Consider the following 17,153-nt stretch of genomic DNA (forward strand, 5'->3'; position numbering starts at 1 on the left):
AGGAGCCATGCGCGGTCCCACGCTCGAGTTCGAAAAGCCGCTGGCGGAGCTGGAGTCCCAGATCGAGGACATGCGCGCCTTCGCCGGCGGCCAGGGCGTGGAGATGGACGAGGAGCTCGAGCGCCTCGAGGCCAAGGCCGCCAAGCTGCGCGAGCAGATCTACGGCAACCTGTCCCGCTGGCAGCAGGTGCAGCTGGCCCGGCACCCGGCGCGGCCCTACACGCTGGACTACGTCGGCCGGATCTTCACGGACTTCGTGGAGCTGCACGGCGACCGGCTCTACGGCGACGACCCCGCCATCGTCGGCGGCATGGCCGAGCTGCAGGGCCAGCCGGTGATGGTGATCGGCCACCAGAAGGGCCGCGAGACCAAGGAGAACATCCACCGCAACTTCGGCATGCCGAACCCCGAGGGCTACCGCAAGGCGCTGCGCCTCATGGAGATGGCTGCGCGCTACGGCCGGCCGGTGATCACCTTCGTGGACACCCCCGGGGCCTACCCCGGCATCGGGGCCGAGGAGCGGGGCCAGGCGGAGGCCATCGCCAGGAACCTGCGCGAGATGGCCCTGCTCGCCACGCCCGTGATCACCGTGATCACCGGCGAGGGGGGCAGCGGCGGCGCCCTGGCCCTGGCCGTGGGGGACCGGGTGCTGATGCTCGAGCACTCGATCTACGCCGTGATCAGCCCGGAGGGCTGCGCGTCCATCCTGTGGAAGGACTCGACCAAGCGCCAGGACGCCGCCGAGGCCCTGCGCCTGACCAGCCGCGATCTGGCCGAACTGGAGGTGGTGGACCGGATTGTGGAGGAGCCGCTGGGGGGCGCGCACCGGGATCCCGACGCCATGGCCAAGATCCTGGGCCGGGTCCTGGTGGAGGAGCTGGCGGAGTTGCAGAGCCGGCGGCCGGAAGACCTCGTGGAGGCCCGGGTGGCCAAGTTCGCCCGGATGGGCGTCTATCGGGAGCAAGGGCCGGCTTGATCTCTGGCCCCTGACCGCTTATCCTTTGCAGACCAGTCACTGCGCTCCCGCGTCCGGGAGTTCCGATTTCGGGCTTGCCCGACTCCCCTGTCTCCTCTAAGAATCGCCGTGGATCCCTGCTCGGCGAGAGGCCTAGGTCCGCCTGTCCGGGTCCCGCCGCAGTGGTCCCGGCCGAGGAGCGAGATGGAATTCGACCGGGAACTGCTGGACATCCTCGTCTGTCCACGCTGCCGTCAGCGTCTCCGCCTGGAGTCGGGGGGAGACCGTCTGGCCTGTGACGGCTGCCGCGTGGACTATCCCATCGTGGACGGCATCGCCGACCTCTTGCCCGAGAGCGCCAGGAGCATGGATGCGTAGACCACTCCGTCGACGGAGCCGCCGGCTGGGCCTCGCCCTCGCCTCGCTCTTCCTCTTCGCGGCCGGCCTCGCGTCGGCGGCGGGCCCCGAGTTGCGCTGGCAAGGCGAGGGGCGCCAGGGTCGCGTGCTGATCCTGGCCGATCCCGCGGCCGGCGACCAGCCCGTGGACCTCAGCCTCGCCCTGCCGCAGACGGGGGGCTGGCGCGTGAGCGCGCTCAGCGTCGACGGGCGCTCCGTTCCCGTCGACGGCAGCGTGACGCTCGGCCTGCCGGGCGTCTTCCGGCGCGTGCGCGTCGGTCACCTGCGCTTCACGCCGCCCGCCCGCGGCTGGACCCGCGCCGAGCTCGTCCTCGACTTCGACGCGCCGCTGGCCCCGTCGACCCGCTCCATCGCCGCCGATCCGCTGCTGGACGGTCTCGTCCTCAACCCCGCGCAGGCGGTGACCGTCGCCGCGCCGCGCGCCGCGGAACCCCGAGACCGCGATGACGAGATCTTCGACGGCAGCGGCCACTGGATCCGCCTGGACGTCGCCGCGACCGGGATCTATCGCCTGGACTACGGCGACCTGGTGAGCGCGGGCATGATTCCCGGCGCGAGTCTCGTCGACCTGCGCCTGCTCGGCACGCGCGGCCTGGCCCAGCCCACGCGGCTCGAGTGGCCCGGCGGTTCCTGGGAGCGGGGCTGGCAGCTGCCGGAGTTGCCGCTGCTCGTGCGCGGGGGCGACAGCCTCGCGCCCGAGACCGAGATCCTCGCCTATCTCCCCGGCGTGGACGGCTACCGCGACGAGGCCGTGGCCGGCGCCGACTTCGAATCGTACCGGCGCGGCGCCTATGCGGCCCGCGCCGCGTACTACCTGAACTGGGGCGGCGGCAGCCCGGGCGCGCGCGTGACCAGCGCCGACGCCGCGCCCCAGGGTGGCGAAACCGCGCTGAGCACGCTGCCCGCGCGCGTGCACCGGGAGCGCAACACCGAGTACAACTCGCACGAGCTCTTCGAGGACGGCTGGGCCTGGACCTACGTGTTCCCGGGCTCGGGACCCACCTCGATCGCCGACAACGTCGGGGTGGGCTGGCCGGCCAGCGGCGAGCCCGCCCGCCTGCGCATCGGCTTCGACGCCGATCGCCACGACGGCCTGAGCGGGCCGCACCACATCCAGGGCTATCTCACGCCCGCGTCGGTGCAGGCCGACCCCGCGGATCCGACGCACCGCTTCGTGGACGGCAGCGCCTTCATCAGCTCCTCGCTGAGCCAGGCCGTGTTCGAGGGGACGCTGCCCCTGCCGGCGGATCTGGAGGGACTGTCCACGCTTCGCTTCACGCTGCGCCTGCCGCGGGACCCGCCCACGGGCCTCGCGAACGACTTCGGCTGGCTGCTCTGGTACGAGCTCTACTACGCCGCGCGGCCGCGGACCGCGGACTCCGCGCCGCTGCTGCTCAACGTTCCCGACACCCAGGCGCGGGCCCAGGTGACGTCGAGCGGCTGGGCGCACCTGCCGGACGTCTGGGATCTCAGCGATCCCGCCGCTCCCGTGCTGCTCACGGGCGGCGTCTGGGCCGGCGACAGCCTGGCGCTCGGGCTCGACACGTCCTCGCGCCGCCGGCTCATGCTCGTGGATTCCCAGGCTGCGTCCAGCTACCGGACGCCCGACCGGGTGCTGTCGGTCTCGCCCACGCCGCTGCGCCACGACGCGCGGCCCCACATGGTCGTGATCGCCTTCGACGGCAAGCTCGACGCGCCCGGCGACGACGGCTTCCTCGGCGCCGCCAATCGTTTCGCCGCCTGGCGCGCCGCCCACTTCCCCGCCATCGGCCAGGGCGAGATCGAGGTGGTGGGGGTCAGCGACATCTACGCGAACTTCGGCGGCGGCATGCAGGACCCGGCCGCGCTGCGGCACTTCCTGAAGTACCGCTTCGACACGCCGGAGTCCCGCCTCAGCTACGTTCTGCTGCTCGGCGACACCAGCACGGACTACCGCAACTTCCTCGGCCGCGACGTGCGCGGCGACGTGAGCAACGTCCTGGTGCCGTCGATCAGCGACCGCTTCCGCATCGAGCAGTACCCCTGGGCCTACACCACCGACGACTTCTTCGCCTACATGGACGCGGAGGACGACTCGCTGCGCCGGGCCATTCCCGACCTCGCGATGGGCCGGCTGCCCGCCAGCGACGAGAGCACGGCGGACGTCATGATCGACGCGATCATCGGCTACGAGCGCGACGCCGTGCCCGGCCTCTGGAACGACCGCATGGTGATCGCCACCGACGACTACACGAAGAACTGCCAGGAGATCGACACCATCGACCACACGGCCCAGGCCGAGCTGCTGGTGCGCTTCGCGGTGCCGCCGGTCCTGGACCTGCAGAAGATCTACATGTGCGAGTGGGACTGCGACTACGCGGGCTTCAAGCCGCAGGCGCAGAACGCGCTCTTCGACGCGCTGAACGAGGGCGTCCTCGTCTTCAACTACGTGGGGCACGGCGGCAACGACGTGCTGAGCGACGAGCAGCTCCTCCTCACGCCGCGCCTGTCCTCGCTGGCCAACGGGAACCGCCGCTTCCTCTTCGTCTCGGCCTCGTGCAACGTCGGCAAGTTCGACGACACCCAGGGCCGCAGCATGAGCGAGGAGATGCTTTCGCTGGCCGCGGGCGGGGCGATCGCGACGATGGCGTCCAGCGATCTCTCGAGCGCGAGCTTCAACAACCAGCTCAACCGCAACTTCCTGCAGGAGCTCTTCCCGGACCGCCTCGTGCGCGACCCGCAGGCGGTGGGCGCGGCGCTGCTGCGCGCGAAGGTGCGCATCCAGCAGGTCGACTACGAGCAGTCCCAGGGCTTCAACAACGAGCGCTACACCGTGCTCGGCGATCCCTCGCTGCGCCTGCGCACGCCCCAGCTGACGGTGGAGTTCGACGCCACCCGCGCCGACACGCTGGAGGTGGGCAGCACGCTGGCCGTGTCGGGGCGCGTGCTTCGCGACGGGCTGCTGGCCCCGGACTTCAACGGCGAGCTGCAGCTCAGCGTGCGCGCCTCGGCGGACACCAGCGGCACGATGAAGCCGCTCTACGGCGGCGGCACGGCCCACGTGGCCTACCACCTGCCCGGGCCCGAGGTCTTCCGGGGCCGCGTGCGCGTGACCGACGGGCGCTTCCAGTCGCCGGCCTTCTTCGTCCCCGGGCTGCCGGACTCGGCGCTGGGGAACTACGGCCGCATTCGCGCCTTCGCGGTGGACACGGACAGCGGCCAGGAGGCCGCGGGCGCGCTGGACTCGCTGACGGTGCTGCCGGGCATCCTGCCGCCGGCGGGGGATCCGCCGCGGGTGTCGCTGCATCTGGCCAGCGGCGCGACGCACTCCACCCCGGGCGGCGGCTACGCGGTGGAGGCCGAGGCGGCGTCGGGGATCAACCTGGTGGGCGCCCATCCGCAGAACGCGATCTTCGTGGAGTTCGTGGAGACGGGCGAGGTGGACAATCTCACCGATCGCTTCGAGTACGGCGTGGGCAGCGCCACGGCGGGCAGCGCCGAGGGCGTGCTGCCGCCCGGGCTGCCGCAGGGCCTCAACACCCTGGTGGCCTCGGTGGCGGACAACCTGGGGAACGTGGGACGCGACACGCTGCGCGTCGAGATCTTCGAAGCCGGCCGCGCGGACGTGCTGGCCGTGCAGCCCTTCCCCAATCCCTTCCGCGGCCGCTGCGCCATCAGCTTCGAGTTGACGGCGCCCGGCCACGTGAGCTGCGACATCTACACGGTGAGCGGGCGGCGGGTCCGTCACCTGGAACTGGATTGCCCGGACGCGGGGCGCTACGCCCTGGACTGGGACGGCCGCGACAGCGTGGGTGACGAGGTGGCCAACGGCACGTACCTCTATCGCCTCGAGGCGGTCTACAGCGACAACGCGGCACGGCGGCGCGAGCGAACCGGCGCCCTCGTCCGCATGCGCGAGTGAGCTTGACCCTGCTCGCCGAAGGAATCTATATTGCGCGAAATCAACCCTTTTGGAGGACGAGCCGCATGAACCGGACCGGATCCCACGCCCCTGTGGCCCTGCTGACCTTGCTGCTGCTGCTGCTGGCCTCGGGCAACGCCCTCGCCAGCGTGGCCGGTGCCGCCAGCCTGCAGATTCCGCCCAGCGCCCGCTTCAACGGGCTGGGCCAGAGTGGCGTGGCCCTGGCGGACGACGCCACCGCCGCCTGGTGGAACCCCGCGGGGCTTGGCTTCATGACCGGCCGCACCCTCGGCCTCATGCACAGCAAGCTGGTGCCCGACCTCGCCGACGACATCTACTACGAGTTCGCCGGCTGGGTGCAGCAGCTGGAGGGCTGGGGCACCTACTCGGTGAACGTCATCTACCTCTCCTACGGGACGAGCGTGAAGACGACCGACAGCCCCGACCCCGAGGGCACCTTCACCAGCTACGAGTTCTCGCCCTCGCTCAGCTACGGCGTGCGCCTCGACGAGAACACCGCCGTGGGCCTGGGCTTCAAGTACGTGCGCGTGGATCTCGCGCCGTCGGGCAGCGTGCCCGACCAGGGCGCGGGCTCCGGCGCGGGCGCCGGCGGCTCGGTGGCCGTGGACCTCGGCTTCCTGCGCCACTTCGGCAACTACAGCGCGGGCCTGGCGCTGACGAACTTCGGCCCCAACATCAGCTTCATCGACGCCGAGCAGAGCGACCCGCTGCCGCGCTTCCTGCGCCTCGGCGCCGCGGGTCTCGTCTACCAGGGCGAGTACGGGCACGTTCTGGTGAGTGGCGACTTCAACAAGCTGCTGGTCTCCGGCGGCCAGACGACGCTCAACGGCGGCACGGAGCTGCAGTACACGGACATCATGGCCCTTCGCATCGGCTACATGTACGACCCGGACGGCCACATCGAGGACTTCACCTTCGGCGGCGGCTTCCACAAGGCGCTGGGCGGGAAGGACTTCTTCTTTGACTACGCGAACATCCCGCAGGCCGACAACCTCGACCGCGTGCACCGCTTCTCCTTCGAGATGCTCTTCTAGGACCGGGCGCCCATGACACGCGCACGCGAGCCTCGGCCGGAGCGGCGCGGCGCCCTCCTCGGCGCGCGCGTCGGGATCCTGCTGGCGCTGCTGCTGACGGCCGGCGCCGCCATGGCCGGCCGCTGGGAGCCGCTGCTTCCCGGCGCCGAGCGCGGCGAGGTGGCGGATCCGTCCGCCCGCGATCCCTACGCGCAGCTCCGCCTGGACCGCCGGGCGGAGGTGGAGGCGCTGACGGCCGGCCTGCGCAAGGCGCTCGAGCGGCCGCAGCCCGCTGACGAGAACGCGCTCGGCGATCGCGCCGCCGGCGTGGGCACCACCCGCGTCATGGTCTGCCTGCTGGGCTTCCGCGAGAACCGGCGGCCGGACCTGACCACCGTGCCCGTCGACGGCAAGTTCATGGCCGACGCGGACACGCTGGCCAGCTGGCTCACGCGCGTGGATCCGCCGCCGCACGACGCGGCCTTCTTCGACGCCCACATGCGCGCGATGCGGGAGTTCTACCGCATCCAGAGCTACGGCAAACTGCAGATCGAGTGGGACATTCTCGACGGCCCCGACGACGGCCTCTTCCTCCTGCCCGACATCGCCGACTACGGCCCGGGCGAGTCGGGCGGCTACTGGACGCTCGAGCTGCTGGAGAGCGCCGTGCGCACGATGGTGGACAGCATCGACGTCGCGCTGCAGGCCGACCCCGACGGCCCGCGCTTCGCCGACTACGACCACGTGATGATCTTCCACGCCGGCAGCGACCTGCAGAACGACATCTTCCAGGACAGCCCCAACGACCTGCCGAGCTTCAACATCTTCTTCGGCGAGCCGCCGCTGGTGGACGGGGGGACGCACCCGCTGGGCTCCGTGTTGCTCCTGCCGGAGACGACGACCCAGGACACCGATCCGGCCGATCCCATCTACGGCGCGCTGAACGCCGTCACCGCCCACGAGTTCGGCCACCAGCTCGACCTGGTGGACACCTACAACACCCTCTGGGGCTGGCCGAGCGTGGGCTACTGGGATCTCATGGACAGCGGCCACCAGATCCTCTACGGCTTCCAGACGCTGGACGACCCCGACCCGATCTACGTCTACGGCGCGCTGCCCACGAGCTTCGGCATCTGGCATCGCATGCTGCTGGGCTGGGTCAGCGAGGACGACGGCAGCCTAGAGCGCCCCGGCGGCGGCGCGCACGACATCGAGCTCACCGCCTGCAACGTGCAGGCGCCGGGCGGAGTGAAGGCCCTGCGCGTGGACTTCAGCGAGCGGGAGTACTTCCTCTTCGAGAACCGCCAGGAGCTGCTCTGGCCGGGCGGGCGCTACGTGAAGAGCGACGAGGCCACGGGCGTCTTCCAGTTCGTCTCCAAGGACTTCCCGGCCTATCCCGACAGCGCGGAGAACATCGGCGAGTACGACCTCTTCATCCCGCAGTCGGGGCTGCTGGCCTGGCACGTGGACGAGCGCGACTTCGAGACGCTCTACCCGCTCAACGTGATCAACCCCGCCGACGACCGCCACGTGATCCTCGTGGAGGCCGACGGCGCCGGCGACCTCGGCGATCCCTACTCCTTCGACTGGCGCGGCAACGACCGCGATCCCTTCTACACCGGCAACGTCACCGAGTGGCTGCCCGAGGGCGTGCCCAACACGCGCCTGCGCGACGGCACCGCCTCCGGCTTCTCGATGACCGACCTGGTGACGAGTCCCTACCTCGACAGCGACGGCTTCGTGGACTCCACCGTGACCTTCGACATCGCACTCGCGGGCCAGCCGACCGGTTTCCCCCGCGACGACCGCGCGGTGGTGGACTCCACGCTCGCCCAGCGCCCCGCCACGGGCAGCCTGCTGCCCCTCGCCGACGGCGACGCGCTCTGGCTCGGCTACGTGATGGACTCGCTCGACCCGGACACGCTGCTGCAGAGCCATCTCATCGTGAGCGGCAGCGACGCCGCGAGCGGCCCGCCGCTGGCCCCGCGCGCGCCCGCGCGCCTGGGCAACACGCTGAGCGGCGCGGCGCTGCTCGACGCGCCCGCCGTCGCGGCGCGCGACTGGATCCTGCTCACGCCGGACTCGCTGCTGGTGTGGAACATCCCCTCGCCCGGCGCGCCGCCCACGCCCGCCGGCGGCGCCGAGCTGCCCGCGGGGCCCGCCACGCTCCCGCTGGCCATCGCCGTGGGCGACTCGGCCGCGGTGTTCTGGCTGGGCGAGGACGGCTTCCTCTACGTGCTGGACTACTCGCTGAAGCGCGGTACACCGGCGCCGAGCGCGAAGCGCGCGATGCTCGCGCCCGCGTCCCGCGGCGCGCGGCAGGACCTGCCCGTCATGGCGCCGCTCTGCCGCGTCGAGACCGCGGACGGCGCGCGCCTGGGCATCGCCCTGGGCGACACGCTCAATCTCGTGGATCCCTTCGGCAACGCGCCAGTCGCGCAGTATCCGCTGCCCGACCCGGGCGACGGTCCCTTCTGGATCCGCCCCGTGGACCTGGACGCCGACGGCGTGGAGTCGCCGGAGGAGCTCTTCTGGGTCCACGTCGACGGCCGCGTCGCCACGCCGGACCCCGCGGGCGGCGCACCCACGCTCCGCTTCGCCGCGCCGCTCGGCGGCGCCACGCTGAGCGCCGAGCCCGCCGTGGCGGATCTGGACGGCGACGGCCGTCCCGAGCTGCTCCTCGCCGCGGGCGACCGCGTGCACCGCCTGAGCTTCGAGGGCTTCGCCTATCCGAACTGGCCGTTGCGCCTCGGCGAGCTGGCCGATCTGGACACGCCCATGCGCGTGGGGTCGGGCCTGCGCGCCGCCGATCTCACCGGCGACGGCGTGGCCGAGCTGATCGTCTTCGGCGACTCGGGTCACCTGATCGTCGCGGACGCCGACGCGCGGCCCGTGCTCGGTACGCCGCGCTCGCTGGCGGCGGCGCCGCCGCAGGATCTGATCGCGCGGGACGGCCGCGTCTACGCGGTGAGCCGCGACGGCTTCCTGCTCGCCTTCGCCGGGAGCGGCGGCGCGGGCGTGCCCGCGGAGTGGGGCGCCGGCGGTGGCGGCACCGACCGCGGCGGGCGCTGGCAGCGTCAGCACGCGCTGCAGCCGGGCGGCGGCGACATCGCCGAGGGCTGGCTGCTCTATCCCAACCCCGCGGCGGACTGGGTGCGGCTGCACCATCCGTCGCTGGCGGCGGGCACCCACGTGCGACTCGAGCTCTTCGACCTCGAAGGGCAGCACAAGTTCACGCGCGAGGCGACGGTCCCCGTCGACGGCCCCTTCGAGATTCCCCTGCAGCTGCGCAGCCTCGCTTCGGGCGTCTACTTCTGCCGCATCGAGGTGGAAGGGGAGGCCGGGAGCCGTCACCTCCTGCGTCGACTGGGAGTCTTGCGATGAAACGTGCCACGCTCGCCGCCCTCGTGATCGTCACCCTGCTTGCGCCGAGCGCGCGGGCCATGGACGCGAAGCCGCTGCTCTACTCGCTGCTGATCCCGGGCATGGGGGAGTGGAGCCTTGGCCACAAGCGGATCGCGCTGACCCACTTCGCCCTGGAGGCCGGCTGCTGGGCCGGCAACTTCTACTATCGTGACCGTGGGTTCGAGCTCCGCCACGACTATGAGGCCTACGCCGAGGCGCACTGGGAAGAGGCGCGCTGGGCCAGCGCCTGGAGCCCGGACGGCCAGCCCGACTGGATGGACTGGGTCACTCCCGAGCAGTGGGACGCCTACGCCTGGCCCGACACCATTGCCAGCGCCATGGACTTCTGGCGCGACGGCCACCAGGACTACCTGGAGAGCCACTTCGCGCCCTACCAGGAGGACCCCCAGCACTATTACGAGAATCTCGGCAAGTACGACTGGTACCGCTGGGGCTGGGACGACTACAGTGAAAGCGCCGACGACTCGGCGAACCGATACGTCTACGCGGCCATGCGCAAGGACAGCAACGACGCCTTCACCACGGCCGAGCACTTCATCTACGCGCTGGTGGTGGGCCGGGTGGTGTCGCTGGCGGACACCTTCCTGATGCTGCGCCGCCTCGAGGCCGGCGTGCCGCCGCAGGAACTGGACCGCGGCTGGCGTCTGGAGATGGCGCCCGTGGACCCGCGCGAGTCGCGCTTCGCGCTCGCCCTGACGAGGAGATGGTAGCGTGATCCCCATGCAGAGCACACGGTCCCTGCGCGTCGCCCTCGCGCTGCTCGTCCTGGCCGCCCTGGCCGGCGGCGCCCGCGCGCTGCCGGCGGACTGGAGCGGCGCGTCCCTGTCCCGGCCCCAGGCCTGGCGGCGGCCGGAGCCGGCGCCGCAGGGGCGGATGGGCATCCAGGAGCGTCCCAGCGGCCAGCGCGGTCTCGTGGGCGGGCTCTGGCGCACGGCGCTCCTGCCCGGCTGGGGACAGCGCTATCTCGGCGCGCCAGGGCGCGGGCTGATCTTCATGGGCGCGGAGGCGGCCACCTGGGGCACCTACAGCACCTTCAAGGTGCAGGAGAAGCTGCGCCGCGACGACTACATCGAGATGGGGCAGGTCTTCGCCGGCGTGACGGGCGGCGACCACCCGGACGACTACTGGAAGGCCGTCGGCCAGAACGCGAGCTGGCTGGACTACAACGAGTGGCTGCGCTACCAGGCGCGCCGCGAGTACGGCTTCGGGACCCCCGAGTACTACAGCTACATCGCCGAGAACGAGATCGGCGAGGCCGACGCCTGGGACTGGAACAGCGACGACCGTCGCTTCGCTTACCTGGCCAAGCGCAAGGCCAGCAACAACGCCGAGCGCCGCGCCACCTACACGCTCTACGCGCTGCTGGTGAACCGCGTGGTGGCCATGGTGGACACCTGGCGCGTCTACCGGAGCCGCGAGGCCATCCGCAGCGGCCTCGACGCGGAGCAGGCGAGCCTGCAGTTCGGGGCCGAGCCGCGCGCGGACGGCCTTGCCCTCAGCCTGCGCTGGACCCGGTGCTTCTGAGCCGGGGCCGTCCTCGCCGCCTCGGCGGCCTCCTCGCACTTCTGGCGCTGCCGCTGCTTCTCGCCGCCGACCGGCAGGCCGACGTCCCCGCGCAGGCCGGCGCGCAGGACGTCTCGATCCATCGCTACGGACTCGGCGGCGGCTTCACCCGACTGACCGTGCGCGAGCGACGTCGTTTCGGCGCCTCGCCCGCCCGGGACATGGCGCTGGGCGGCTTCGGCGGCGATCTCCTGCTGCTCGATCCGGAGGGCGGCCTGCATCTGGTGCTCGACGGCGACGACGTCGAGCAGCGGCTGCTGGGGGGCGACCTCCCCGGCCGCGACTGGCCGGAGTCCATCAGCGCCGACGGCACGGACTGGCTGCTGCTGGTGGACGGGGGCGGCGCCGTGCAGCGCATCGGGCGTCGGGGGGAGGCGAAGGAGCGCTGGCCGCTGCCCGAGGACCGTCCCTGGCGGCGGCTGCGCGCGGATCGCGGCGGCAGGATCTGGGTGAGCGAGCAGGGCGGCGGGCGCTTCCTGGTGCTGAGCCGCGCGGGGCAGCGCCTCGCGAGCTGGGAGCTCGAGACGCGCCTGCCCGGCTACCGCGGTCCGCTGCTCGACTGGTGCCCCGACGAGCGCGGCGGCCTCTACGTGGCCGAGGGCTGGCCGGCGCGGGTGCATCACCTGAACGGCGCCGGCAACGCGCTGGGGAGCTGGCCGCTCGACCTGCCGGACGGCGAGCTACGTCTGGCGGTGAACGACGACGACGAGCTCCTCGTCGCCCACGGCCCCGAGGGCGAAGAACTGCACTTCGGCTTCCGGCCGCTGCCCAGGGCCTACGTGCTCAAGGACGCGAGCACGGTCCGGCTGCTGGTCCCGGCGACGGAGGCCGGCGAGGCCCCCTGATGCGCACGGGCCGACTGCTCGCAGCCCTGCTGCTGCTGCTGCCCGGCGCGCCGGCTGCGGTGGCCGCCGAGTCGGCAGATAGCGTCATCACCGCGCCCTATCGCGATCTCCTCACCTATCGCATGACGGCCCGACTCGAAGCCGGACAACGGCGGGTGGAGCTGCAGGCGCTCGCGATCGTGCCGGGCAGCGAGAGCGTCCTGCTGGACGGTCAGGCCCTCGCGCCGGGGCGCGACTACCGCCTCGACTTTGGCCAGGGCGCCCTGGAGCTGCTCGAGCCCGCGCCGGGCGCCCTGCTGGAGTTCTCCGCCGAGCGGCTGCCCTGGGGGCTGCCCCGCCGTCTCGAACTCGCCCCCTTCCGCTCCTGGCAGGAGCTGAGTCTCCTCGCCGACGCCGACACGGCCCGCGCGGCGTCGGGCGCTTCCCCTCCCTCGACGGAGGCGGGCGCGGCGGCGGTGCCCGCGAGTTTCACGCTCGGGGGCAGCAAGTCGCTCGTGCTGCGCATGGGCGAGGGCGAGGACTTCGCGCTCGAGCAGAGCCTGCGCGTGCAGCTGCAGGGGCGTCTCGGCGACTCCACCGTGGTGGAGGCGGTGCTGCGCGACGACAACCTGCCCTTCCAGCCCGAGGGCAACACGGAGCGTCTCGACGAGCTGGACAAGGTGTTCCTGCAGATCGCCGGCCCCGCGGGCCGCGCGCGGGTGGGCGACTTCGTCTTCGAGGCGCCGGAGCGGGAGCTCACGCCCTTCCACCGCGACTTCCAGGGGATCCAGGGCGAGTGGCGCGGTGCGCGGGGCGGCGCCGGCCTCTGGCTGGCGCGGAGCCAGGGCCTCTTCACGAGCCTCGAATTCACCGGCAGCGAAGGGCTGCAGGGGCCCTACGAACTGCTGAGCGCGCTGCGCAGCAACGGCGCGGTCATCCTGGCCGGCAGCGAGACGGTGCGGCTGAACGGCCGCGTGCTGACCCGCGGACGCGACCGCGACTACGTGATCGACTACGACCAGGCGTCGGTCACCTTCAGCAGCGGGCAGCCCGTGAGCGAGGGGGACATCATCCGGGTGGACTTCCGCTACTCGCAGGAGAGCTGGGAGCGCGGCGCCTGGGGCGCGAGCGCGGGCGCGCGGCTCGGCGCGCTTCGCGTGGATCTGCTGCACTTCGAGGAGAGCGACGACACCGCCCGCCCCCTGGCCTTCGGCCTCGACGACGCGCACCGGGCGGCGCTGGCCGCGGCGGGAGACGACGCGGCGCTGGCCATCACGGACGGCGTGATCCCGCGTCCCGGCGCGGGGCGCTACGTTCTCACCCACGAGGATCCGACGCTGCCCGACCTCGACACCTACGCCTGGGTGGACTCTCTCGGCGACTACGTCCTGCGCTTTCGCGAGCTTGGCGCGGGCCAGGGCGACTACCGCGCCCTCGGCGTGAGCGCGGACGGCGAGCGCTACTTCGGCTACGCGGGCCAGGGCCAGGGCAGCTTCGCCCTGGGGGAGCAGCTGGCCCTGCCCGAATCCTACCGCCTGGAAAGCCTGCGGCTGGACTGGTCGGGCGCCGGCGTGGAGGGCGAGGCCGAGCTCGCGCTGAGCGACCGCGACGCGAACCTGCTCTCCTCGCGCGACGACGGCGACAACCTCGGCGGCGCCTTCCGGGCCGCGCTGGCCGGGCGCGTGGCCGAGCCCGGCGGCCAGCCGCTCACGCTGCGTGCCAGCGCCGAGCGCCAGGAGGAGCGCTTCCGCTTTCCGGGGGCACGGCGCGGCGCGTCCGACTATCGCCTGTGGAACCTGCCCTGGGATCCGGGACGCCTCGACGAGCGCCGCCTCGGCCTCGCCCTCGACTGGGGCGATTCCCCCTGGCGCAGTCTTCACGGCGGCGTGGAGAGCCTGAGTCTCGGCAACCGCTTCGACGGCCTGCGCGGCACGCTGGACGGCGGCCTGGGCCGCGCGGATCTCGGCCTGCGGGCGGCCGGCGCGGCGGTCTCGAGCAGCGACTCGCTCCTGGGCGACGGCTCGCGCCTGGAAGGCCGGCTCACGGTCGATCTGCCGCTGCCCCTGCTGCGGGGCGCGCAGGTCGACGTGGAACGCGCGCGCCTGGACCATCCCGACAGCCTGGACGCGCTGCGCACGCCCGAGCTGCGCGCCAACCACACGCGCAGCGGCGCGGAGCTTCGCTTCGGCGCGCGCGGCGGCGGGCTCTGGAGCTTCAGCTGGCGCGAGGAGGGCATCGAGGCCGGCGCGGCGCAGGACCGCGTGCGGCGATTGCGCAGCGCCGTCGCCGGAGGGCTGCCGGCGAGCGGCCGCCTCGATCTCACCGCGCACTACCAGCGCCGCCGCGGAAGTCTCGACACGGAGCAGTTCCAGGCCGAGGCGCGCGGCACCTGGCTCGCCCGCCCCGGTGGCTGGGGGGGAGATCTGCTGTACCGCCTCGGCAGTCAGCGGCAGCGTCTGCGCCAGAGCCGTCTCGTGTTCGTGGGGCTGGGCCTCGGCGACCTCAACGAGGACGGCGTCTACGTCGGCGAAGGGGAGGGCGATTACCGCCGCCTGAGTCTCCTCGCCGAGGAGGCCGTGCGCACGCAGAACCTGGAGCTGGAGACCCGGCTGCAGCACCTGGAGGCGCGCAAGGGTCGCTGGCTCTCGCGTCTGGGGAGCGAGTCGCGCGTGACGCTGCGTGAGCAGAACCGCGACGCCTCGCCCTGGGCGCTGGCGCGCCTGGATCCGGCGCGCTTCCGCCGCGTGGGCAGCACGCTGCTCGGGAGCGCGGAGCTGTGGCAGGAGCTGCGCTACCGTCCGCGCGGCGGACAGGAGCTGCGCTATCGCTTCCGGCGGCTGGCGCGCCTGGACGCCCGCGACACCGCCGGGAGCGTCGACGAGAGCGAGTGGAGCCACGCCCTGCGCAGCCGCTGGAGCGGCGACAGCGGCAGCCTGGAGTGGACGCTCCGGCTCGAGCGCCGCGAGCGGCGCGGCGTGGAGGGCGGCGGCGGCGACTACGCGGTGGGACAGCGCGGCAGCGCTTTGGCCGGCGCCCGTCACCTGCCGGGACGGCTCACGGCCACCCTCACCGGCGACCTGAGCCTGCAGCGGGACGATGCGCGGGCCCTCGGCCTTCGGGTGCTCAGCCTGGAGCCGGGCCTCGCCCTCACGCCCGTGAACAGCCTGCGCCTCGAGGCGCGCTGGCAGCTGAGCCACAACGACTACACCGAGGGCGATCCCGCCGCCGGCCGCCCCTGGTTCTTCGACGCACCCGGCTGGACCCGCGTGCTGCGCCTCGAGTCCACCGTGCAGGCGGGGGGCAACCTGACCCTGAGCGCCCGCTACGAGCTCCGCGAGGAGGCCGACACGGACGCCCGGCAGCGATTGAGACTGGAAAGCCGTGCATTCTTCTAGGGATGGCGATGGCACTTGCAGCGATGCATGAGATGAAGCGCGCCCTGCGCGGACTCCTCCTCGCCCTCCTGCTGAGCGGCGGGGCGGGGCTGTCCGCGGCGGCGCCGCTGCCCGAGGGCCTGGCACGGCAGCTGGACGCGCTGGGACGCGCCGGGGGCGATCCGGGGGCGCGTCTGGCGCGCGCGGCGCTGGCGATCGAGGCCGCCGGCTGGCGGGCGGACAGCCTCGTGCTGCAGGGCCGCAGCCTGCGCGCCCTGGGGGCGCGTCCGCACCCCGCGCGGGTGGACTCCCTCGCCGGGGAGACGGCGGCGGCGCCATGGCGGGCGGACGCGCTGATCGCCTCGCCGGCGGACTTCCAGCGGGAGGCGCGCGACTGGCTGACGCTCATGGACCGGGGCGGCCATCCCTTCGCGCAGCTCTGGCTGCGGCCCGCGGACGGCGACACGCTCGCGCTGACGGCCATCCTGCAGCCGGGTCCCGGCGGGAAGCTCGGGCCGCTGCGCGTGCTGGGCGGGAGGCGGCTGGGGGAGGACTTCCTCGTCGACTACCTCGACCTCCCGCGCGACGTGCCCATGACCCGCGCCGCCGCCGAGCGCGGCCGCGAACGGCTGGCGGCCAGCGGCTGGTTCGACCGCGTGGACCGGCCGGAGCTGGGCTGGGATCCCGTGCGCGGCCAGGTGGGCGTGCTCTACCGCGTCGTGGAGCGCCCGCGGCCGAACCGCATCACGGCGCTGCTCGGCAGCGGCTCCGGCGAGACCAGCGGCGCGCTGGACCTGGACTTCTTCAGCCCCTTCGGCCGCGGACGTCGCTGGCAGCTCGGCGGCGACTGGCAGGGGCGGCAGCGCAGCCGCGTGGACCTGTCGCTCTCGGAGCCGCGGCTGCTGGGCCGGCCCGTGGCGATGGACCTCGGCTTCCACCGCGCCAAGCAGGACTCCACCTTCCTGCAGCTCTCGGTGGAGGCGGACCTGCGCCTGCTCTTGCCCGCCGGCTGGGAGGGCATCGCGGGCATCGGCTACGAGCGCAGTCTCTTCGGCCTCGCCACGGGCGACGTGGCCAGCGACGCCACCATGAGCCGGCGGCGGCACCGCTTCGGCCTCGCCTGGCGCGGACTCGGCGAAGGTGGGGGGCTGGACCGTCGCCTGCGCCTGGTGGGCGACCTGCTCATCAAGCGCTCCACCCTGCCCGGGGAGGAGGGCCGCGAGCGCCAGTACGCGGTGGAGGGCGAGGGGCGCTGGACCGTCCGGCTCGCGCCCCTCTGGAAGCTGCGGCTGAAGGGCGTGGGCGATCTCGTCCACAGCGCCGAGGGCGGCTTCAACGCCGCGGAGCTCTATCCTCTGGGCGGCGCGCTCAGCCTGCGCGGCTACGACGAGGAGTTCTTCCGGGGCGACCGCGTCGCGTCGACGAGCGCGGAACTCGCGCTGGGGGAGCCTCTTGAGCTTTCCCTGTTCCTCGACTATGGTTGGGGCCGCTGGCGCCGCGACGGCGCGCCCACGGCGAGCTTCCGCGGCTGGGGCGCGGGCCTGGGCCTCCTCGCGCCGGGGCCCCGCGGCCAGCTCTCCCTCGCCCTGGCCATGGGCGAGAGCAAGCGCCTGGCGGACCTGCGCGTCCACCTGGCCCTGGACACCGGCTTCTAGCAGC

General features: G+C 73.0%; 10 protein-coding genes. All 10 read left to right on the top strand.

Going from position 1 to position 17,153, the window contains the following annotated elements:
• Positions 1–7 precede the first annotated feature (7 nt).
• The 10 genes from H6693_01950 to H6693_01995 all read left to right on the top strand — a co-directional run bounded on the left by H6693_01950 (position 8) and on the right by H6693_01995 (position 17,149).
• Complete coding sequence (locus H6693_01950) at positions 8–976, top strand: acetyl-CoA carboxylase carboxyltransferase subunit alpha (GenBank protein ID MCB9514936.1); 969 nt, start codon at positions 8–10, stop codon at positions 974–976.
• Between the two features lie 183 nt (positions 977–1,159).
• Entirely contained in the window at positions 1,160–1,333 is a 174-nt protein-coding gene (locus H6693_01955; protein ID MCB9514937.1) for a Trm112 family protein, read from the top strand.
• The gene (locus H6693_01960) at positions 1,326–5,273 is read left to right on the top strand and encodes a hypothetical protein (GenBank protein ID MCB9514938.1); all 3,948 of its coding nucleotides are present in this window, start codon (positions 1,326–1,328) and stop codon (positions 5,271–5,273) included. Before H6693_01955 ends, H6693_01960 begins: the two co-directional genes overlap by 8 nt.
• A 65-nt stretch (positions 5,274–5,338) precedes the next feature.
• Positions 5,339–6,328, top strand: a complete 990-nt coding sequence (locus tag H6693_01965; GenBank protein ID MCB9514939.1) for a PorV/PorQ family protein — start codon at positions 5,339–5,341, stop codon at positions 6,326–6,328.
• A gap of 12 nt (positions 6,329–6,340) precedes the next feature.
• Entirely contained in the window at positions 6,341–9,691 is a 3,351-nt protein-coding gene (locus tag H6693_01970; GenBank protein ID MCB9514940.1) for an immune inhibitor A, read from the top strand.
• A complete protein-coding gene (locus tag H6693_01975) occupies positions 9,688–10,443 on the top strand; it encodes a hypothetical protein (GenBank protein MCB9514941.1) in 756 nt (251 codons plus the stop codon). The genes H6693_01970 and H6693_01975 overlap by 4 nt, the downstream gene beginning before the upstream one ends.
• 1 nt (position 10,444) lies before the next feature.
• On the top strand, positions 10,445–11,257 hold the full coding sequence (locus tag H6693_01980; GenBank protein ID MCB9514942.1) for a hypothetical protein: 813 nt from the start codon (positions 10,445–10,447) through the stop codon (positions 11,255–11,257).
• Entirely contained in the window at positions 11,248–12,141 is an 894-nt protein-coding gene (locus H6693_01985) for a hypothetical protein (protein MCB9514943.1), read from the top strand. Before H6693_01980 ends, H6693_01985 begins: the two co-directional genes overlap by 10 nt.
• Positions 12,141–15,515, top strand: a complete 3,375-nt coding sequence (locus H6693_01990) for a hypothetical protein (protein ID MCB9514944.1) — start codon at positions 12,141–12,143, stop codon at positions 15,513–15,515. The genes H6693_01985 and H6693_01990 overlap by 1 nt, the downstream gene beginning before the upstream one ends.
• Positions 15,516–15,538: 23 nt before the next feature.
• A complete protein-coding gene (locus H6693_01995) occupies positions 15,539–17,149 on the top strand; it encodes a hypothetical protein (protein ID MCB9514945.1) in 1,611 nt (536 codons plus the stop codon).
• Positions 17,150–17,153: the final 4 nt, after the last annotated feature.

It is taken from the genome of Candidatus Latescibacterota bacterium (assembly GCA_020633725.1).
Taxonomy (GTDB): Bacteria; Krumholzibacteriota; Krumholzibacteriia; order JACNKJ01; family JACNKJ01; genus VGXI01.

Coding starts and splice junctions, on each gene's coding strand:
- H6693_01950 (MCB9514936.1), top strand. CDS start 8: ATGCGCGGTCCCACGCTCGAGTTCGAAAAGCCGCTGGCGGAGCTGGAG.
- H6693_01955 (MCB9514937.1), top strand. CDS start 1,160: ATGGAATTCGACCGGGAACTGCTGGACATCCTCGTCTGTCCACGCTGC.
- H6693_01960 (MCB9514938.1), top strand. CDS start 1,326: ATGCGTAGACCACTCCGTCGACGGAGCCGCCGGCTGGGCCTCGCCCTC.
- H6693_01965 (MCB9514939.1), top strand. CDS start 5,339: ATGAACCGGACCGGATCCCACGCCCCTGTGGCCCTGCTGACCTTGCTG.
- H6693_01970 (MCB9514940.1), top strand. CDS start 6,341: ATGACACGCGCACGCGAGCCTCGGCCGGAGCGGCGCGGCGCCCTCCTC.
- H6693_01975 (MCB9514941.1), top strand. CDS start 9,688: ATGAAACGTGCCACGCTCGCCGCCCTCGTGATCGTCACCCTGCTTGCG.
- H6693_01990 (MCB9514944.1), top strand. CDS start 12,141: ATGCGCACGGGCCGACTGCTCGCAGCCCTGCTGCTGCTGCTGCCCGGC.
- H6693_01995 (MCB9514945.1), top strand. CDS start 15,539: ATGCATGAGATGAAGCGCGCCCTGCGCGGACTCCTCCTCGCCCTCCTG.